Origin of the sequence: Paenibacillus sp. 1182, from assembly GCF_017833915.1 — a bacterium.
Classification (GTDB): domain Bacteria; phylum Bacillota; class Bacilli; order Paenibacillales; family Paenibacillaceae; genus Paenibacillus; species Paenibacillus polymyxa_D.
This window is the reverse complement of record NZ_JAFICR010000010.1, coordinates 168341-186934: the sequence shown is the minus strand read 5'-3', so window position 1 is coordinate 186934 and position 18594 is coordinate 168341. Positions and strand designations below refer to the sequence as shown.

The following is an 18594-nucleotide window of genomic DNA, read 5'->3' as shown; positions in this document are numbered from 1 at the left end:
TAAAGTTTGATGGTTGTAACTAGAAATAGACAAATTAAAACATTTTGATCTATATCTAGTTTTAATTGAAGCAGCTAGAGGTATTATGAAATTGATGCATGACTATACAAATTTACGATGATGCTTCTTACCGTCATATGAGAATAAGGCGAGCTTACCCTCAATCATCGTTTCCAAATGAACGGTGCGCCCCCACAGCTGATATACATACGGAAGCGTGCGCTCCATATATTTTAAATCTAGCTCAATGCCTTCGTACTGGTGCTTGAGCTTCAACTCGCCCGTATGCAGGTAATCTCCATCCTCGACGACGATATAAGGGGAGCCTCCATTCACACGTGAAAACACGAGCTGATCCCGTATGTTTTCCCAGGATTTATCGGTAATTTTCCAATCAGGTCCTCGTTTCTCAAACACGTACAGATCCAAATCCTCTGTCAGCTTCTTGGTCATGTAATTGCGTATAAAAGAGGTGTCTGAGTCAAACTCTCGCACCTCGAACATTTTAGCTCGACCCTCGCCCGGTTTGCGCCCTTGTCGCTCTTGCTCCTCACGGGTTGGGTTATCCCAACGTTTTTCAATATCCTCAAATATTTTCAGTCCCAAATAGTATGGGTTCAGGCTTTGCTTGGAAGGCTGTACGACAGAAGCGTTCAGCATCGCAAATTCAACGGTTTCCTCCCCGGTCAAATCCAGTTCCCTGACAATCCGCTGGTGCCAATAGGAGGCCCAGCCTTCATTCATGATTTTGGTCTCCATTTGGGGCCAGAAATATAGCATTTCGTCCCGCAGCATCGTCATAATATCTCGCTGCCAGTCCTCCAGTACCTCGGAGAATTCCTGAATAAACCAGACGATATCTTTTTCAGGTTCCGGTGGGAACTGGCGTACCTTAATACCCTCGGTCTCGGCCGAATCATGCTGCTTTACTGTGTCCAGTGACCACAGATCATCGTAAGGTCCGATGGGACGCTGGTGTTTTTTGGGTTCTTTTTGCTCCTTGATTTTGAGTTCCATATAGCGCTGTTTATCCAGATGCCTTGGTTTGATAAGCTGTGGGTCTACATGCTCCTGTATCGCCAGTACAGAGTCAATGAAGGATTCAACAGTCTTTGAACCATATTCCATTTCATAGCTGTTGATTCGATCTGCTGTGGCCGACATACTCTCCACCATATTGCGATTAGAAGCTGAAAAGCGGGCGTTGTGTTTGAAAAAATCACAGTGTGCCAGTACATGAGCGACAATTAGTTTATTTTGCACCAAAGAATTTCCTTCCAGCAGGAAGGCATAGCAGGGATTGGAGTTAATGACCAGCTCATAAATTTTGCTCAATCCAAAATCGTACTGCATTTTCATCTTGTGAAACGTTTTTCCAAAACTCCAGTGGCTGAAGCGCGTGGGCATACCATAGGCTCCGAACGTATAAACAATATCCGCCGGACAAATCTCATATCGCATCGGGTAGTAGTCGAGCCCGAATCCATCTGCAATCTCCATAATTTCTGATATCGCATATTCTAGCTCCTTCTGGTCGGTGCTCATCCCACCGTTCCCCCTTCCCGTTTGCGAAAAAAGGTGCGTAAGGCTTGGTATACCTCACCTTTCTCCTTGATGACATAGTACATAAACTGATCCTTTTTAATATTCTTGTAGGCTGACATCAGCGTGCTGCTGCGATTATATTGATTCACTTCGCCATAGCCGAACATATTGCTCCGCTTTATAAGTTCCTCGATTAGCTTCACGCACCGCTCATTGTCTGAGGTCAGGTTATCGCCATCCGAGAAATGGAAGGGATAAATATTGTAGCTGGAAGGAGGATATCGTTTGTCGATAATCTCTAGTGCTTTCAAATAAGCGGAAGAGCAGATCGTGCCGCCACTTTCTCCGCGGGTAAAAAATTCTTCTTCCGTAACCTCTTTAGCCTCGGTATGATGCGCGAGAAAGACAATTTCCACCTTTTCATACTGACGGCGCAAAAAGCGGGTCATCCAGAAAAAGAAGCTGCGAGCACAATATTTTTCAAAAGCGCCCATTGAGCCTGAGGTGTCCATCATGGCTATAATGACCGCGTTGGATTGGGGAATGGTCTTCTCTTCCCATGTCTTGTAACGAAGATCGTCCGGACTAATATGATGAATGCCGGGCTTCCCTTCACGGGCGTTGCGACGTAGATTTTCGAGAATGGTTCGTTTCTTGTCAATGTTCGCTTGCATGCCTTTTTTACGTATATCATTGAACACGATAGATTCAACCTCAATTTGATCCTTGTCTTTTTGCTGTAAATTCGGCAATTCCATTTCCTCGAACAGCATATCTTCCAGCTCTTCTATGCTGACTTCCGTTTCCATAATATCGTGTCCCGGCTGGTCGCCGGCTTTCTCACCTTTACCAGGCTTCTGGGAGGCAGAATCACGCCCGATGACATCTCCCACCTGACTATCTCCATCCCCTTGGCCTACATGCTTTTGCTTTTGATAGTTATAAATGAAGCGATATTCATCCAGGCTGCGAATCGGCACTTTAATAATCTGTTGACCGTCCGACATAATAATATTTTCTTCCGTTATCAGATCGGGTAGATTTTGCTTAATGACATCTTTGACCTTCTGCTGATGACGTTGCTGGTCCTGGTACCCTTTGCGATGCAGCGACCAATCTTCGCGGGATACGACGAATGAATATGGCTGGCGTGGTTCCGGCATTATTAGGCACCCCCCAAGTGGATACACGGCACAGTTTGGCCTTGTTGGTTATTAAGTATATTCACGGGGATGAACGATATGTGATGGAACTCGATTTAAATTCTGCCCGTTTGCTTTTATAATGAAAGTAAAAAATGTAAAAAAAGAATGGAGAACCTTGGGTTATGGAAGAAATTGCAGTACTTATAGTAGACGATGAGCAGGGGTTGCGGGATATGCTGACAACGGTGTTAAAAAAAGAAGGGTTCCTTCAAGTCAGGCATGCTGCAACGGGGCGGCAAGCGCTGCAAGTCGTGATGGAATCTCATATAGATGTGATTGTACTTGATGTCATGCTGCCTGATAACGATGGGTTTGAGATATGTCGTCAAATGCGACTATATACGGATGCCCCTATCCTTTTTTTGACGGCAAGAGATACAGATCTGGACAAATTAATGGGGTTCGGTATCGGAGGAGACGACTATATTACCAAACCGTTTAACCCGCTGGAAGTCGTTGCCCGTATGAAGGCTCGAATGAAATATCGGAAAGTTTCGACAGTGGTCATGAAACCGACCTTACGCACTTTAGATTTTGGATATTTTCGACTGGAACTGGAATCCGGTGTGTTGTATGTGGAGGACAAGCAGGTCGAGTGTCCGGCGCGTGAATGGCTACTGCTGGCATTTATGTGCAAGCATCCTAACCGTATTTTCAGTGTACGGCAGCTTTACGAGGCGATATGGAGCGAGGCCTTCTTGGGTGATGAGAAGACCGTAGTGATTCATATCTCCCGTTTGCGGAAAAAAATAGAACCTGATCCCAAGCACCCGCAATTTTTAATCAATGTAAGGGGGCTTGGTTATAAAATGATGTCAGTCAAGATGGAGGAATGAGGATGAACTCTCTGGTTAAGATGTCCTTCCGTTTTATGAAAGTAACGTTATGTTTTGTACTGGCCTATGTCCTATGTTTTGTTATTTGCACGATCTTATATATTTTTATAAAAAGTATATTTGGAGCATCTCAAAATATAAATATTAATCTATTCTGGACAGGACTTGGTATCGTGCAGAGTGCTGTGTTCATAGCTGCCTACGGATGGTATATAGGCAAGCCTTTGGTGTATGTAATCAAATGGATTGGAAATATTGCCACAGGGGAATTTCAAGCGCCACTAACTGAATTGGAACTACCGGAGCGTAAAAAAAATCAGAAAAATAGTTATAAACCTCCGTATCAATTGTATAAAGAAGTTTTTGAACAAATGAACATCTTATCGGCTCAATTGCGCAGCAATGAGGAAGAAAGAATGGAAATAGAGAAACGAAAACAGCAGTGGGTAGCAGGTGTCAGCCATGATCTCAAAACACCATTATCTTATATTGAAGGATATGCGGCCATGCTAACTGCTCAAGAGTATGACTGGTCTGATGAAGAAAGAAGAAGCTTTAGTATGAGTATCAGTGAGAAAGTGACTGAAATGAAGCAGTTGATTCAGGATTTGAATGCTTCTATGCAGCTTAATGAAAGTCCATTGCCCGTCCAATTGGAGAAGGAGGACATTGTGGAGTTTCTCCGTAGTGCAGTCATAGATATCGCTAACCATCCTTCGGCTGAGCAATACGAATTTTCTTTTACGTCCATGGAGGCGACTTGTATTATGTCCTTCGATAGCAAGCTATTAGGCAGAGCGCTGCAGAATTTTTTGATTAATGCTATCATTCATAATCCTCCAGGTACACACGTTTCCATGGAAGTAAGCAAAGCGAACGATAAGCTTCATATTTCTATCGAAGACGACGGAATAGGAATGAATTCCAATGAGTACATGCAGGTATCTCATTCCCAAGGGCATGGAATACCTATTGCCAAAAGCTTTATTGAGGCGCATAACGGAACGCTTCGTATCCTACCAGGCAGTAAAGCGGGTACAAGGATGGAGATTTCACTGCCGCTAAATATCTAATTTTTTAACATCTAATCTCACATTTTGCAGTTTGCTCGGTTTTTTTGCCTGTTGTTTAGGGACTGTTTACCTGATGTTTACTTTACTTCAGTAAACTGTATGTAACTTAAGCTTCAGCATTAGAAGTCGAGAGGAGATCAGGAAATGTCTGCATATGTAATACATACACAGCAGCTAACTAGGCGTTTTGGAAAACGGGAATTTGTAAAACGAATAAATCTCCAGGTACCCGGACAGCAGATTTATGGATTTTTAGGACCTAATGGAGCGGGTAAAACAACCACGATTCGTATGCTACTTGGGCTGATTAAATCCACATCCGGGGAAATTGAGATTTTTGGGAAAAAGCTGAAGGATCAGCGTATGGAAATATTGAAGGATATTGGTTCCTTGGTTGAATCACCTGCCTATTATGCCCATTTATCCGCATATCGAAATTTAGAAATCGTTACAACCATGCGTGGACTGCCGACCCGAAGAATTCATGAAGTGCTGGATTTAGTGAGATTAACCAAGGATGCGTATCGTCCGGTAAAGGGATATTCCTTGGGGATGCGACAAAGACTGGGGATTGCTATGGCGCTTATTGCCAACCCCAAATTGTTAATACTTGATGAACCGACGAATGGTTTGGACCCGTCTGGTATTCAGGAAATTCGGGAGTTAATTATGAGCCTTCCTGGCGCCTACGGAATGACGGTACTGGTTTCGAGCCATTTATTAAGCGAAATTGAGCAGATTGCAACCTATGTAGGAATTATTAATCAGGGTGAAATGATCTTCCAGGGAACGATGAAGGAACTCACCGCCAAAAGCAAGCCTCAATTATTCATTGAAACCCCAGATCCTGTTCTGGCTGCCGGTGCACTGATTCAGCATGGGTGGACGGCCGGGGCTGAATCGATTGAACAAAATGAGGTCGTGACTCCTATTGTAGATCGGCAACAATCTTCGGAGATGATCAAGGTGCTTGTGGAACACAATCATCCCATTTATCGGGTCACAGAGAAGAAAAAAACATTGGAGGAGATATTCCTGGAACTGACAGGTAAGGAGCGAAGCTTATGATACTCCGGGTTATAAAGGCAGAGGGGCTTAAGCTGAAGAAAATATGCTGGTGGATTCCTCTTATACAGGGGTGTGTACTTACAGGCATGACTGCTGTGGAATGGTATCTTTACTTTCGGCAAGGACCGGGAGGTGTCTACGCTGGTTTTGCCGTTATGTTTATGTTCCTTTCGTTTGTGATGCTGCTTGGCGGTACACTTTTGGCGAGCATTATGGCCGGTACAGAGCATGATACTCAAACATGGAAGCAGCTTATGGCCATGCCTGTTCCCAGAAGTTATATCTATTTATCCAAAATCGTATGGATTGTGATTCTGCAGTTGGGTACCGCCTTGATCACTGTAGCAGGTATGAGCCTCATCTGGGTGTTATATACAAACGAACCCATTCCTTGGCGGATCATGTTGTTACAGCCGATTAATGCAAGCTTGGCTACCCTACCAGTACTTGCAATTCAACTTTGGCTGTCTACGCTTTTCACTAATCAGGCATTCCCATTAGCGTTTGGTATATTCGGTTCAATTGCAAGCTTGTTTTTGGCACGCACAAGTATTCTGTGGATTAAAATATTGCCTTGGTCGTACCCTGCATTATCAAGTCCTCTGATGAAGGAACACATGATTTGGGTGATCGTTGCTTTAAGTGCAGGAGTCATCTTTACGGGACTTGGTACACTACAGTTTACCAAGCATGAATTCAAATAGAGAGGAAAAGATACATGGGCTCTATTTTACGCGTGGAGACAATAAAGCTTCAATGGATCATGGTTTGGATTCTCATTATATTGGATGCGATCATAAATTCTTTAATGGGAGTCCTGGAACTGAATGATTTGAAGCAGTTTTTTTCACCCAGTTGGTTAACTTTATATACTTATTCAGCGCAATTTCACTCTATGTTTTTTTATCCGCTCTATTGTGGAATTATTGCTTCTCTTTTGTGTGCGTACGAGCACCGGGATGGAGGATGGAAGATTTTATTGAGCAGCCCGTATCCTCGTCAGCAAATTTATTATGCAAAATATATATTGCTCATTCTCATACTGGGTCTGGATCAGCTTATATTTATAGTAGGCTATTTTGTAAGTGGAAATATAGCAGGTGCTCCAGGAGAAATCCCTTGGTCTGTCGTTCTTTCTACCGGTTTGGGAGGTTGGCTCGGGATTTTTCCCCTGGCAGCACTACAGCTTATGCTCTCGATAAAAATTCGGAATTTTGGAGCTTCTCTGGGAATGTCCATTTGTTGTGTGGTTCCTAATATTGTCATAACAGGCTTTCACTCTTCCATAGGTGCGTGGTTTCCTTTTACGATTCCTTATTATATTATGATGCCGCAAACAGCGACTTATGCACCCAGAGTTGAGCCTTATAGTCTCGGACTGATTGTCATTTTTACGTTTTTAGCCTATCTGTATGGTGGAAGAAAGATGTTTGTGAATAGGGACTGGTTGTAGTTAGGATAGCATGAGGATGTAATCCATAAGCGATCCTTTCAGTCGACAAGTTAATTGAAATAAACAATGATTACAAAAATAACGACAAAATCTTGCGGAAAAATTGCGTTGTTTACTTTCAAATCAGATAGTAATATACAGAAGAAAGAGCACTTCTTTTGGAAAAAATGTGAAAATAAAAAAGTTTTAAATAATATTATAGGATACTTATAAGGGGTTGGTATATTGGATTATATATTGAATTGTAATAATGTTACAAAGAAGTATGGTAGTAAAAAAGCTCTTGACTCATTAACTCTTTCAATAAAGCCTGGAACTATCTTAGGACTTCTTGGTCCCAATGGAGCAGGGAAAACGACATTAATGAAACTCATCGTATCTCTGCTGAGGGATTATAGAGGTGAGATTCGTATTAAAGGTTTGAAACCTAGTGTTGAAACGAAGAAGATCGTTTCTTATTTGCCTGACAGAGAATTTCTTTACCAGTGGATGACCATCGAGCAAGCTATTGCTTTTTTTGAACATTCTTTTGTCGATTTTAACCGAGGTTTAGCATACAAAATGGTGAAATCATTGGGTTTGGATATAAACGACAAAATTAAATCTTTATCTAAAGGAATGCAGGAAAGATTAAGTATTTCCTTGGCTTTTGCAAGGAAAGCAACGCTGTATATTTTGGATGAACCTTTGGCGGCTGTGGATCCTTCTACACGGGATAAGATTATACAAATTATACTTGATAACTTTGATCCTACTAGTGCGGTTATTATAAGTACTCATTTAATTAATGATGTTGAAAAATTGTTTACTGATGTAGCATTTGTGAATGACGGAAAGGTACTGCTACAAGGAAATGTAAAAGATATAAGAGACGAATATGAACAGTCTATAGAGGAAATATTCAAGTCTATGATCTAAGATGAGGAGGATTAATTTTGCGAGTTTCATCTTACAACGAATATTTGCTATTAAATGATTCTGATGAGGAAAGTTATTTAATTTATAACAGCTTATCGAATGGATTCGGTGAAATACATAAGGGTTTGTATAATGCCTTAATTCAAAAAGATATGGACTATCTTGAACATTGTGCAGAGAAAGAACAATTACTTCAAGGTCAGTTCCTATATGTAGGGCCTATAAAAGAACTAGACCAGATGGAGGAACAGTTCAAAATAGTTAGACATCAGAATGAGACCTTGAATTTAACTATTTTGCCTACATTTAGCTGTAATTTTAGATGTTCTTATTGTTTTGAAAATTTGACTTCTAAATCAGGAAAGAGAGCTTTTTCGCAAAAAATACAGAATGAAATTCTGACTTATATAGAAAAGTCGGTTGAAGAATTACATTTTAAACGTATTATTGTGAATTGGACAGGAGGTGAACCATTACTTGAATTTAAAAATATAACCAGTCTTATGGAGCGTATAAACTTTATCGCTAATAAAAATAAAATATCCATTGATCATTTTATGGTAAGCAATGGATATTTACTTACATCTGACCGGGCTAAGAAATTGAAAGAATTAGGTGTTAAAAGGATCCAAATTACAATAGATGGTTCAAAAAAAAGCCACGATCAAAGAAGAATATTAGCTAATAAAGAGGGCACTTTTGATAAAATTATAGAAAATATTAATAAATCATGTGAATTTATCCATATTACGATTAGAACAAATGTGGATTTGGATAATATTCATTTTATGAATGAGTATATTGAATATATGGGAAGGCAACTTTTCAAAGACAAGGTAAGTATTTATTTTTCAGCAACTACTGAATATAGCGCAGGGGGATGTGTTAGCAACAGCAGTTGTTATGCGAATAAAGATTTTTCAAAGGTAATTATAAAATTATACGAATGCGCATTAGAAAAAGGATTGAATATATCTTACTATCCTCAGTATGAACCGGTTGCTTGCGCTGCAATCGCAGCTAACTCTATGGTCATTCAGCCAGATGGAGGCATTCAGAAGTGCTGGAATACGGTTGGAAATAAGAACTATTTAATTGGACATATTAGCGAAAACTTTAGTATTGAACAACTTAATTCTAACAAATGGATAGATTATTCTCCTTACAAATTCGAAAAATGTAGGGGTTGTAATGTTTTACCTTTATGTGGTGGAGGATGCGCTCAGCAAGCATTTGAAAGTGAAGAAAAGCAGCCTGTTTGTAGAGAATTTAAATATAATTTAGAGGAAATGCTTGCGTTTAACTTTCGTCATCAATAAATCTAGGGAATTTAACTATAACTATTAATATATTTGAAAGGAGGTGAGTTGAATGCGGTGGATTGTAAAACCTCAAAAAGTAATGAACAATGTAACTCCTGCATTTTGTCTTGTAGATAACAAAAATTCTTGTGTCTTGTATGTTTAAACAAAATATTCTGGAATTACCGCCTGTTTTTTACTAAACAGGCGGCTATTTCATTGAAAAGGGGCCTAATATGTTATTTTCTCATATATTTAAAGTAGAAGTTAAAAGACATTTTATGGTGTTTGCTATTCTTACGATCTTAAGCGGTATATTTAGTCTTCATTTTTTAATTAATAATCATCAACAATTAGCATTCTCTTATCTACTAATCAATATGGTTATAGGGATATTGATACCCATTTACATATTTATGGACTTTTACAATGAGTTTTTTATAGGAAAAATGACACTTAATCATATGCTACCACTCAAAACATCAAGTCTATTCTTTATTAAATCAGTAGTGTTTTTAATTGGTATTATGGTTGTGTGGGGGGCAACTCTCATAGAGATTTTTCTTAATCCGCAAGGGCTATACTTAACACGCATTGTGCAGTCAACTAGTCCTTCCGAAGGTATTATATATTTATTTTGCTCAAAGTTTTTTGGAATGTTAAGTGGGCTTTCATTAATGGGGTTTGCAATCTCTTTAGCAAAATGGTTGAGTAAAAAGGTAGCGACAGGTCACCTATTGATTGCCTTTATTTTTATTGCAGTTATCGGCTTTCAATTTGCTTTAATAATAAAAGGATCTTGGCATTGGAGCATTGGAACATCATCACTAGAATCGTTTAAACAGTACGCCAATATGCTTACAATAAGTACCTTTTCCAATCGATCAACCTTTCCCGACATTAAAGAAACAATTCATTGGGATACAGTTGTAATAAATGTAATTGTTACAATAATTTCAGGAAGTTTTGCAGCTTTATTATTTAATTCAAAAAGGTACGAAATTTATGGTAAATAAATTGGCTTACATTCAGTGAGCCTTTATTTTAGTTCTAGGAGGCAAGGGGATGAGCGATATAAATACCATTGTAATCATAGAAAATCAATTGGCTTGGCAAAACAAACTCAAAGTATGGATTGAGCCGGAAAAGGACATGTATGCATTATTTTTTAAATCGTATACTGATTTTATTGAAAAAGGTATATTTGAGGATTACCAACTATTAATTTGTGATATAGAATTAATCAGTTTGGATGAACAGGAGCCCATATACAGAAGAGATCGGCCAATAATAACAAGCATTTCAAACCATAAGTCTCCCAAAATAAAGCAGTTAATGAAACTTGGCATCTCAGGCATTGTGTATAAGACAGCTACATCGGCACAATTGTTGCGGACCATTCGTAATGCTTTGGATGGATTGGCCACGTTACCAATGGAATTATTTCAAAGCTTACATACCATTCCAGAATATGATGATATATTAATCAGTCCTAAGGAACTCTCAATTCTAGAAGGGTTAGCACTAGGAAAAAGCAACAAAGAGCTAGCAACCCTTTTATATGTTAGCCAGAGGACAGTAGAATATCATTTGACACATATATTTAGTAAATTCAATGTTCATACAAGAACTGAGGCCGTAATGGCGGCTAAGTCTAAAGGAATAATTCATGTGTGAATACCTTTTTCTGGAGGAAAGAAAATGACTTTATTTCTATTTAAATATAAATATAGGTTTTTTGTAGTCATTTTTATGATCAGTCTCGCTAGTTTGCTCGATATTTATCTAGCCTTTATATTCAAAAGTTTAATAGATACCGCCACATCGCAGGGGGAAAAGCAGTTTATTGAAATTTCCTTAATTGCAATAGGCTTCATTATAATTAACTCTCTCGTAAAAATGTTTTCCAATTTATCGCAATCTTCTTATCTCTGTAAGACGGTGTTGTTTTTAAAAGAGATTGTTTTCCAACATATTCTATATAAAGACCATTCTCAGTTTACTTCAAACCATAGTGCAAAGTACATTTCGATCATGAATAATGATATTAAAATGATTGAGGATGATTACTTAAAAAATATATTTTCTTTGACCAGTACAGGAGTTTCGTTTTTGGCGGCTCTTTTTGCTATGTTTGTTTTGAGTCCTAATATTGTTGTTATATTACTTTTACTTACACTAATATCTATTTTAATTCCACGTATTTTTGAAAAAAAAATCCGAGCTAGAAAACGAAATATTGCAGATGCTTTAGAAAAATTTACGATAAAAATAAATGATGTTTTTTCTGGATTTGCTGTTATTAAAAGCTATGGAGTAGAGCAACATGTGGAGCAGCAATTTCGTTTGAATAATACTGTCGTTGAAAATAATAAGTATTTATTTTTTAAATTAAATGCTTATGTAAGCTCATTGAGCGATGTATTTGGCGGAGTAATGTTTATCTCTGTATTTCTTGTTGGCAGTTTTTTATCCATTCGAGGAGCTATCACACTAGGTACTATGATCGCTTGTGTACAGTTGACTAATAAAGTTGTCAATCCAGTATATATGAGTATTCAATACATAACTCAAATTAGGGCATTGCGTGATATTTCGGCTAAAATATTAGAAATTTTACACGAAGATCAGGATGGTAACCAATATATAAAAAAAACATCAATAGAACACTCAGTTCGTTTTACAAATGTGAGCTTTGGTTATGCCCGAAATCACCTAAATTTACATGATATTAATATGGTTTTGAATAAAGGGGGAAAATATGCCCTTGTAGGGCCTAGCGGGTCTGGAAAGTCTACTTTGCTTAAGCTCCTAATGAAACAATATGATGATTATGATGGAATTATTTATGTAGATGATTTGGATTTAAAGTTCATATCTGCTGAGGATTGGTGTCGGTTAGAATCGGTTGTGCAGCAAGACGTTTTTTTATTCGATGGCAGTATTAAAGAAAATATTACAATGTATCAATCGTTCCAAGATGAGATTCTTTCCAATGTGATAAGTGCCTCTGGGCTTAATAAACTTATCGATAAATTGCCTTATGGTTTGGACACACAGATTGGTGAAAAAGGAGGGAGGCTATCAGGGGGAGAAAAACAAAGAATTGCGATTGCCAGAACCTTAATTAGGCAAACACCGTTATTACTCCTTGATGAAGCAACTTCATCTTTGGATAGTGAAACGGCGAATGCCATTGAAGAGGTGATATTAGGTCTCGAAACTATTACATGTTTGGTAGTAACGCATCGTTTGTCTAAAGCTGCATTGCAGAAATATGATAAGATATTTGTTATGTCAGATGGAAGAGTAGTAGAAGAAGGTTCCTTTGATTATTTAATAGAGAATAAAGGTTATTTTTATCATTTATATAAATTTGTAAATGATTCTTCAATAAATCAGACACAACCTATATATACTTGATTTCACGATTTAACTATAGTTAGTTCTACACCCTTTTTTGATCTACCCCATCCATAAAAGTCGAACTACAGCCATACTCACAATACCGACAACGACGGTAGCCAGCAGGTTTTTGCTCCACAAGGCGGTCACTAGCGTTGGAAAGACAGCCATAAGCACTTGCCCATTAAAAGTGACGGAGGTCTCGGTTCGGACGAGCAGATTTTCCATCACGAGTGCAGTGAAAATACAAATAGGAATATAGGAAAGCCATTGTAGCACTGGCTTGGGTAGCGCCAGCCTTTGCAGCACGACAAAGGGAATGATCCTTGGGATCGCCGTGACAATCATGGCACCGATAATGATATACAGGACATGGGGATTAATGTTCATTTGTCGGTTAACACTCCAATCGTTGCGGTGATCATGGTCGCTACAATGACAGCAATATGTGACGGCACCCACCAGGACAAAAGGTACATCAGAACAGCCATACATAGCACAAGCAGCAGACGATGCTTGAGTTTGGAGGTATGGACACTTTGGAGCTGGGAAATGAGTAGGGCAAGAAACATCGCAGGCAAGGCAAAATCCAGACCAAAAACCTCCGGTCGGGAAATCCAGTTTCCGAGAATCCCTCCTGCCACACAGGATGCAATCCAGGCGAGATAAGCTGTAATATTAAGCCCGTTCATCCAACGGTCACTGACCTGTCCGCCTTTAGCCAATTTATCAGACGCTACCCCAAAGGATTCGTCCGTCAAAAGAACGCCGATACCTATGTTTTTCCATAGTGAATATTTAGAAAAGTAAGGAGCCAGCGACGCACTTAACAGCAGGTGGCGGGCATTTACAATGAATGTCGTTAAAATAATGACGGATGGAGGACTGGCTACAGCCAGCATTGAGCACATAATAAACTGGGAGGCTCCTGCATATACAAGCGCCGACATCAGGGCAATTTCCATGGTGCTAACCCCTGACGAAGCGCCCACAATCCCTGCCGCGAACCCAATGCATACATAACCAAGCAATGTAGGAATGCAATCTTTAACCCCTTGTAAAAAGCTGAGTGAATCGTGCTTCGTTCCGCTCAACTCCGAAGCTATGGACATTTTAACCTTACCCCCAGTGTATAAATTTTATAATAGTATATAACGGAAGTTATGAAGTATCAATATATTATACAATTGTATGTTATATTGAATAATCCTTAAAAAGCTGTTTGATTTACTATGACAACCCAAAGAAGACTATGTATTTACCAAAAAGCTTCGCTCGTGTTCCGGTTGCAGACGATTTGGCAGCAGCCAGTATCCAAAAGCGGTGTTCAAATCGGATGTGTTCATACAAGGACTGTTTTGGCTGAATGGGGAGTTCGTAAAAAAAGGGCGTCCCAGTCAGTTCATGACTTATGGGACAACCCTAAGATGGTGACTTATATAAGCTCCTGCCGTTTTTTCAGATATCTGTAGAGAATAATTCCCGAGACCGCGCAGATGGCTGCGCATAGACCGATAACTCCATATCCCGCCTGAAGCCCGCGCAGCATGCCAAGCTCAGTAGTTGCGCCGTAGACTATCTTGACCCCTTCGATTACCCAGCCGATCACATAGTTGCCAATGACACTACCTATACCCATCAGCGTGACGACGAACGTAATAGCTGTATCACTGTCCTTCGGATATCTCCGTGCTATGAACGCCATCACGGTCGGATAGATCATTGCAATGCCTGCACCCGATACGGCAAAGAGAAACGCCAGTCTCTCCCCACCCGCGATTGCTGCGAACGTACATATCGCTGAGAAGGCGGAGAATAGAATCGTCGAAAGCACAAACCCCATCCGGTCAGTGAGCGGACCAAGCAACAGGCGCCCCAACGAGAAGGTAAGAAAGAACGCTGAGAGCATGCTGGACGCCTTCACCGTACTCCATGAATACGCTTTCTCTAAGAAGTTGACTAGCCAGCCCCCAACTGCGAGCTCAGAGACTACCCCAAACGACAGGATCATTACCATCATCCAGAGTGCCGGATCGCGGGTTAGGGTCTTGAGTGAGGTCCGTTCCTCATGCTGCAGATCGTCTCCCGGGAAGGTGCTGAGCAGTGCGGCCACAATCGGCAGCAGGCAGAGCGACAACATAGCCAGATACATCCCCCGCCAGTCCAGCGTATGTCCAAATACCGTCAGTGACATGACTCCCGTCGCCAGCAAAGGGGCGACTGTTGAGCTGAGCCCATAGAAAAAGTGGGACAAATTCATCATCGTGCCGGTATTTTTCACAAAAATCCTCGCCCCCAAAATGGCGAGCGCAATCTCCAGCATGCCGTTCCCAATATACATCAAGAAGTAAGACGAGGCGAAGAAAGGATACGTGTGCGACAGATAGATGAACACTCCCGAGATGATCATGGAAGCAAAGGAAATGATGCTGACCGCCTTGATTCCCCACTTACGGACAAGAACGGCGGTGAACGAGCAGGCAATCAAATAACCAAGTGCGTTTAGAGACAACAATGTTCCGAGCTGCTGTTCATCCAGATTGAAGTCGAATTGAATGCGTGGAATAGCAGGGCCTTTAATATTTTCCGAGATGCCAAATACAATAAAGCCAATAAAAATTGTCGCCAGCTGCATCGTGTACATGTAACGGGACTTGCGGGTTTGCGGATTCAATTTAGTCCCTCCTAGATAGTCAACGTTGGTTTTCTCACCTGTTGGGTGTTCAGGGACGGAAAAGTTGTAGGATAGCAACCCTCCTTCAGGATATTACAATAGTTTTCAAAAACGTTTTAATAAGTGAAGTTTAAGGACATTTATATTCAATGTCAAATGTTTTTATTGGCATGTTGAAGTTAACGAGGAACCTGACCATATTACAGTAAATTATAGCATGCCTACTTCCCGTTTAAGCCTTGTATATACCTTGATCGGCTTCTATATATAGCGAACACACAGTCTTTTGTGTATTCTTCTTATATAGACTTTTGGATACAAGGAGGCATCGTCCGTGGATTCAATGCAGTATATTATTGGCTCTAATTTGGCTCAAATCAGGAAGACTAGAGGATTAAGTTTGGATAAGGTGGCTGAACTGACAGGGGTCAGCAAAGGGATGCTGGCTCAGATTGAGAAGGGGAAATCCAATCCTACGGTAACAACCCTTTGGAAAATTGCGAACGGTTTGCACGTATCCTTCTCCACCTTTCTTAAAGAAGACCCGCCGCAAATCACGAAGATTCGAAGGGAAGACCTGCATCCGGTTATTGATGAGGACGGTAACTATTTTGTTTACCCTGTATTCCCGTATCACGCGGAAAAGAAGTTTGAGGTGTTCACGGTAAGTCTGAAGCCAGGCTTTACACACCAGGCAGAGAAGCATCTGGGAGAGGAAACGATTCTCATGATCCGTGGGGAAATGTACTTTGAGATGCAGGGGCAACAGCTCAAGCTGAGTGCAGGGGATGCCGTGCAATTTCAAGTATCTGACATACATACCTACCGTAATGATTCGGATGAGGATGCCGATTTTTATGTATTGATTTATTATGCGGATTAGTGGGATGATTAGCATAGTCTAAAACAGGCTTCCACATCAGGATTTTGCAAAATCCTGAGATATAAAAGAGAGCAACGAGGAAAAGAGAGGAAAGAACCCATGGAAAGCAAGTACATCCGAGAAACCTACTGCTTTAAGACATCCCGAGTATTTCCCAACGATATCAACAATCATAACACGCTCTTCGGCGGCCGATTGATGTCGTATATCGACGATATCGCATCTATTGCAGCTGCTAAGCTGTGTCGTACGAACACAGTTACAGCCTCAACGGATTCGGTGGATTTTTTGCTACCTATCCATCCGAGTGATTCTGTCACGCTAGAAGCGTTCGTAACCTGGACAGGCCGTAGCTCGATGGAGGTGTTCGTAAAGGTAATTCGTGAAGGACTAATGACTGGCGACCGAAAAATCGCAGCCACCGCCTTCCTGACCTTTGTGGCATTGGACGAGAACAACCGTAAAGTGACCGTGCCGCAGGTGATTCCAGAAACAGAAGAGCAGTTACAATTGCACCAGACGGCTCCATCACGCGCAGCCATACGGCGTCAGCGGAGGGAAGAAAGCAAGCAGCTGGCTAGTTTTCTGACAACAGATTATCCGTGGGAACTATAACGTACTAAAGATTATCAATTTCATCGTTTTACGTAAAAAGGAGCCGTTATTTCCGTTAGCAGTCACCATGATCTGCTCGGAATACGGCTCCTTTTGAAAATAACTTGGGCTATTCTACTTTAACTACACGGAAATGCTGATTTGTCCCACCATTATCGCCCCATTGAATGGCTTTGGCTCCATCGGCGGTGGCGCCTTCAGAAATATCGATCAGCTTGCCAGTTGCCCGATTTTTCAGCTTGTAATAACCACCGGTTACGGATACTAATTGCCAGTGCTGACTGGACCAGCCTCCGTCGCTCCACTGCTCAATAACTGTACCATCCGTTGTAGTACCGCTTTCAACACCAATTAGCTTTCCGCTGTTGCGGTTCACAATTTTATAATATCCGCTGCCTGCATCTTTGAGTTGCCATTGTTGGCTTGCTGTTCCCGCATCTGCACGCTGTTCCAGGTCTGCGCCGTCCGTCGTTGCATTGCCAATAATGCTTAGTGGCTTATTGCTCTTGCGATTCACTAGCTGATAATAGGCATCCGGATCAATGGCAATTGGGGTCGTTATCCCCTCGACCACACCACTGGCGGTGTCAATATTAATGCTGTCGAACCAATCCATAGCTAATGAAGTCGCTGTTGGAAAACGCAGTGGCAACCATACATATTGAGAATCCTGCACAGGACCGCTCCACGCACCCGCCCAACGGTCGCCCAAATACAGGTATGAAGTTGTCTGGGCACCTTCAACAGGAATCACGTAAGCCGACTGTGAACCATAAGTCGTACCGTCCCCAAAGTTTATCGTATTACTCCAGGTTCCTTCAATGCTGGATGCGGTAGCATACTTGGCCTGATTGGGATTCCAGCCGGTCGCCCCTGATGTAATCAGGAAGTAGACGTCTCCTTTTTTGAACATCGCTGGAGCTTCACGATATTGTCCTGGCCAAAGTGTAGTCACTAGCGACTCAACTTGCAGAAAATCCGGTGTCAGACGATAAATGTTCAGATCCGCGTTTACCCGGGTAGCCGAAATAAGGTAAGCTGTACCGTTATCGTTGTATACGGTCATATCGCGCGAATCGTAATCCAGAGGACGGAAGCTACCCTGATATGTGTAATCGCCGTCCACCGTATCGGAGGAGGCGACAGCCACTCGGGCCTCGTTGTAATTAACCCCATTCTCCTTGTGCATCCATAATACGTATTTGCGTGTTTTTTCATTATAAATCACTTTCGGACGTTCAATATTCGAAACATTCAGCTCTACGGCGGAGCTGCTGGTCAGTACGTTTTTACGAAACTCCCAGTTTTTTAAATCAGAGGAACGGTAGGCGGATACCGCCTTGAACGTGCCGTTAGGATTACGATTTTCACCAAACCAATAATAGTAACCGTCTACTTTAATCATACCACCCCCATGGGCATGGACCACGTTTCCATCTGTATCTTTAAACTGAATGCCATTCACGACATTCGCTGAAGCGGCTGAAGCGATCTTTGGTGAAAACATCTGAAAAATGCTCAACGTCAGCAAAATAGAGAGCATAATACACAGCAAGCGGGCAAAATCATATTTCATTGTTTCGTCCTCCTCTGTATGCTTTATTTTAAAGCGCTTTCA

General features: G+C 41.1%; 18 protein-coding genes. 12 read left to right on the top strand and 6 right to left on the bottom strand.

Annotation, left to right across the window (positions count from 1 at the left end):
* Positions 1-102 precede the first annotated feature (102 nt).
* Positions 103-1545 carry a SpoVR family protein gene (locus JOD82_RS20220; RefSeq protein WP_069012807.1) on the bottom strand — a complete coding sequence of 481 codons (1443 nt, stop codon included), beginning with the start codon at positions 1543-1545 and terminating at the stop codon, positions 103-105.
* A complete protein-coding gene (gene yhbH, locus JOD82_RS20215; RefSeq protein WP_029516533.1) occupies positions 1542-2708 on the bottom strand; it encodes a sporulation protein YhbH in 1167 nt (388 codons plus the stop codon). Before yhbH ends, JOD82_RS20220 begins: the two co-directional genes overlap by 4 nt.
* 164 nt (positions 2709-2872) lie before the next feature.
* Here yhbH and JOD82_RS20210 point away from each other — a divergent pair, with 164 nt between their 5' ends.
* The 10 genes from JOD82_RS20210 (at position 2873) to JOD82_RS20165 (ending at position 12822) form a co-directional block, all read left to right on the top strand.
* The gene (locus tag JOD82_RS20210; protein ID WP_069012805.1) at positions 2873-3586 is read left to right on the top strand and encodes a response regulator transcription factor; all 714 of its coding nucleotides are present in this window, start codon (positions 2873-2875) and stop codon (positions 3584-3586) included.
* Between the two features lie 2 nt (positions 3587-3588).
* Positions 3589-4659 carry a sensor histidine kinase gene (locus JOD82_RS20205; protein ID WP_069012804.1) on the top strand — a complete coding sequence of 357 codons (1071 nt, stop codon included), beginning with the start codon at positions 3589-3591 and terminating at the stop codon, positions 4657-4659.
* Positions 4660-4803: 144 nt separating this feature from the next.
* The gene (locus tag JOD82_RS20200; protein ID WP_069012803.1) at positions 4804-5727 is read left to right on the top strand and encodes an ABC transporter ATP-binding protein; all 924 of its coding nucleotides are present in this window, start codon (positions 4804-4806) and stop codon (positions 5725-5727) included.
* Positions 5724-6431: an ABC transporter permease gene (locus JOD82_RS20195; RefSeq protein WP_023987832.1), complete on the top strand. Its 708-nt coding sequence runs from the start codon at positions 5724-5726 to the stop codon at positions 6429-6431. Before JOD82_RS20200 ends, JOD82_RS20195 begins: the two co-directional genes overlap by 4 nt.
* Before the next feature lie 14 nt (positions 6432-6445).
* Positions 6446-7180 carry an ABC transporter permease gene (locus JOD82_RS20190; RefSeq protein WP_013309463.1) on the top strand — a complete coding sequence of 245 codons (735 nt, stop codon included), beginning with the start codon at positions 6446-6448 and terminating at the stop codon, positions 7178-7180.
* A gap of 225 nt (positions 7181-7405) precedes the next feature.
* Positions 7406-8098, top strand: a complete 693-nt coding sequence (locus tag JOD82_RS20185; RefSeq protein WP_029516538.1) for an ABC transporter ATP-binding protein — start codon at positions 7406-7408, stop codon at positions 8096-8098.
* A gap of 17 nt (positions 8099-8115) precedes the next feature.
* On the top strand, positions 8116-9417 hold the full coding sequence (locus tag JOD82_RS20180) for a radical SAM/SPASM domain-containing protein (RefSeq protein WP_069012802.1): 1302 nt from the start codon (positions 8116-8118) through the stop codon (positions 9415-9417).
* 218 nt (positions 9418-9635) lie between these two features.
* Positions 9636-10415: a hypothetical protein gene (locus JOD82_RS20175; RefSeq protein ID WP_069012801.1), complete on the top strand. Its 780-nt coding sequence runs from the start codon at positions 9636-9638 to the stop codon at positions 10413-10415.
* A 49-nt stretch (positions 10416-10464) separates the two neighbouring features.
* Positions 10465-11076: a response regulator transcription factor gene (locus JOD82_RS20170; RefSeq protein ID WP_209949843.1), complete on the top strand. Its 612-nt coding sequence runs from the start codon at positions 10465-10467 to the stop codon at positions 11074-11076.
* A gap of 24 nt (positions 11077-11100) precedes the next feature.
* On the top strand, positions 11101-12822 hold the full coding sequence (locus JOD82_RS20165) for an ABC transporter ATP-binding protein (protein WP_069012799.1): 1722 nt from the start codon (positions 11101-11103) through the stop codon (positions 12820-12822).
* 42 nt (positions 12823-12864) lie between these two features.
* Here the strand turns inward: JOD82_RS20165 and JOD82_RS20160 are convergent, their stop codons facing one another.
* The 3 genes from JOD82_RS20160 to JOD82_RS20150 form a co-directional block, all read right to left on the bottom strand.
* Entirely contained in the window at positions 12865-13194 is a 330-nt protein-coding gene (locus JOD82_RS20160) for an AzlD domain-containing protein (protein ID WP_029516541.1), read from the bottom strand.
* Positions 13191-13916 (bottom strand): AzlC family ABC transporter permease, encoded by a 726-nt coding sequence (locus JOD82_RS20155; protein WP_069012798.1) that lies wholly within the window; start codon positions 13914-13916, stop codon positions 13191-13193. Before JOD82_RS20155 ends, JOD82_RS20160 begins: the two co-directional genes overlap by 4 nt.
* 323 nt (positions 13917-14239) lie before the next feature.
* Positions 14240-15478, bottom strand: coding sequence for an MFS transporter (locus JOD82_RS20150; protein ID WP_029516543.1), 1239 nt, complete (start codon positions 15476-15478; stop codon positions 14240-14242).
* A 334-nt stretch (positions 15479-15812) separates the two neighbouring features.
* On the opposite strand from JOD82_RS20150, the gene JOD82_RS20145 reads away from it, so the two are divergent.
* Together JOD82_RS20145 and JOD82_RS20140 are read left to right on the top strand one after the other, a co-directional pair.
* Positions 15813-16361, top strand: coding sequence for a helix-turn-helix domain-containing protein (locus JOD82_RS20145; RefSeq protein WP_029516544.1), 549 nt, complete (start codon positions 15813-15815; stop codon positions 16359-16361).
* A 99-nt stretch (positions 16362-16460) separates the two neighbouring features.
* Positions 16461-16976, top strand: coding sequence for an acyl-CoA thioesterase (locus JOD82_RS20140; RefSeq protein WP_013309488.1), 516 nt, complete (start codon positions 16461-16463; stop codon positions 16974-16976).
* Positions 16977-17085: 109 nt separating this feature from the next.
* Here the strand turns inward: JOD82_RS20140 and JOD82_RS20135 are convergent, their stop codons facing one another.
* Positions 17086-18552, bottom strand: coding sequence for an RICIN domain-containing protein (locus tag JOD82_RS20135; RefSeq protein WP_069012797.1), 1467 nt, complete (start codon positions 18550-18552; stop codon positions 17086-17088).
* Positions 18553-18594 lie beyond the last annotated feature (42 nt).

Excerpts from the sequence above, each read along its gene's own strand:
- JOD82_RS20165 (WP_069012799.1), top strand. The coding sequence starts at position 11,101 with ATGACTTTATTTCTATTTAAATATAAATATAGGTTTTTTGTAGTCATT.
- JOD82_RS20160 (WP_029516541.1), bottom strand. The coding sequence starts at position 13,194 with ATGAACATTAATCCCCATGTCCTGTATATCATTATCGGTGCCATGATT.
- JOD82_RS20140 (WP_013309488.1), top strand. The coding sequence starts at position 16,461 with ATGGAAAGCAAGTACATCCGAGAAACCTACTGCTTTAAGACATCCCGA.
- JOD82_RS20155 (WP_069012798.1), bottom strand. The coding sequence starts at position 13,916 with ATGTCCATAGCTTCGGAGTTGAGCGGAACGAAGCACGATTCACTCAGC.
- JOD82_RS20205 (WP_069012804.1), top strand. The coding sequence starts at position 3,589 with ATGAACTCTCTGGTTAAGATGTCCTTCCGTTTTATGAAAGTAACGTTA.
- JOD82_RS20135 (WP_069012797.1), bottom strand. The coding sequence starts at position 18,552 with ATGAAATATGATTTTGCCCGCTTGCTGTGTATTATGCTCTCTATTTTG.
- JOD82_RS20220 (WP_069012807.1), bottom strand. The coding sequence starts at position 1,545 with ATGAGCACCGACCAGAAGGAGCTAGAATATGCGATATCAGAAATTATG.
- JOD82_RS20170 (WP_209949843.1), top strand. The coding sequence starts at position 10,465 with ATGAGCGATATAAATACCATTGTAATCATAGAAAATCAATTGGCTTGG.
- JOD82_RS20190 (WP_013309463.1), top strand. The coding sequence starts at position 6,446 with ATGGGCTCTATTTTACGCGTGGAGACAATAAAGCTTCAATGGATCATG.
- JOD82_RS20200 (WP_069012803.1), top strand. The coding sequence starts at position 4,804 with ATGTCTGCATATGTAATACATACACAGCAGCTAACTAGGCGTTTTGGA.
- yhbH (WP_029516533.1), bottom strand. The coding sequence starts at position 2,708 with ATGCCGGAACCACGCCAGCCATATTCATTCGTCGTATCCCGCGAAGAT.
- JOD82_RS20210 (WP_069012805.1), top strand. The coding sequence starts at position 2,873 with ATGGAAGAAATTGCAGTACTTATAGTAGACGATGAGCAGGGGTTGCGG.
- JOD82_RS20175 (WP_069012801.1), top strand. The coding sequence starts at position 9,636 with ATGTTATTTTCTCATATATTTAAAGTAGAAGTTAAAAGACATTTTATG.
- JOD82_RS20195 (WP_023987832.1), top strand. The coding sequence starts at position 5,724 with ATGATACTCCGGGTTATAAAGGCAGAGGGGCTTAAGCTGAAGAAAATA.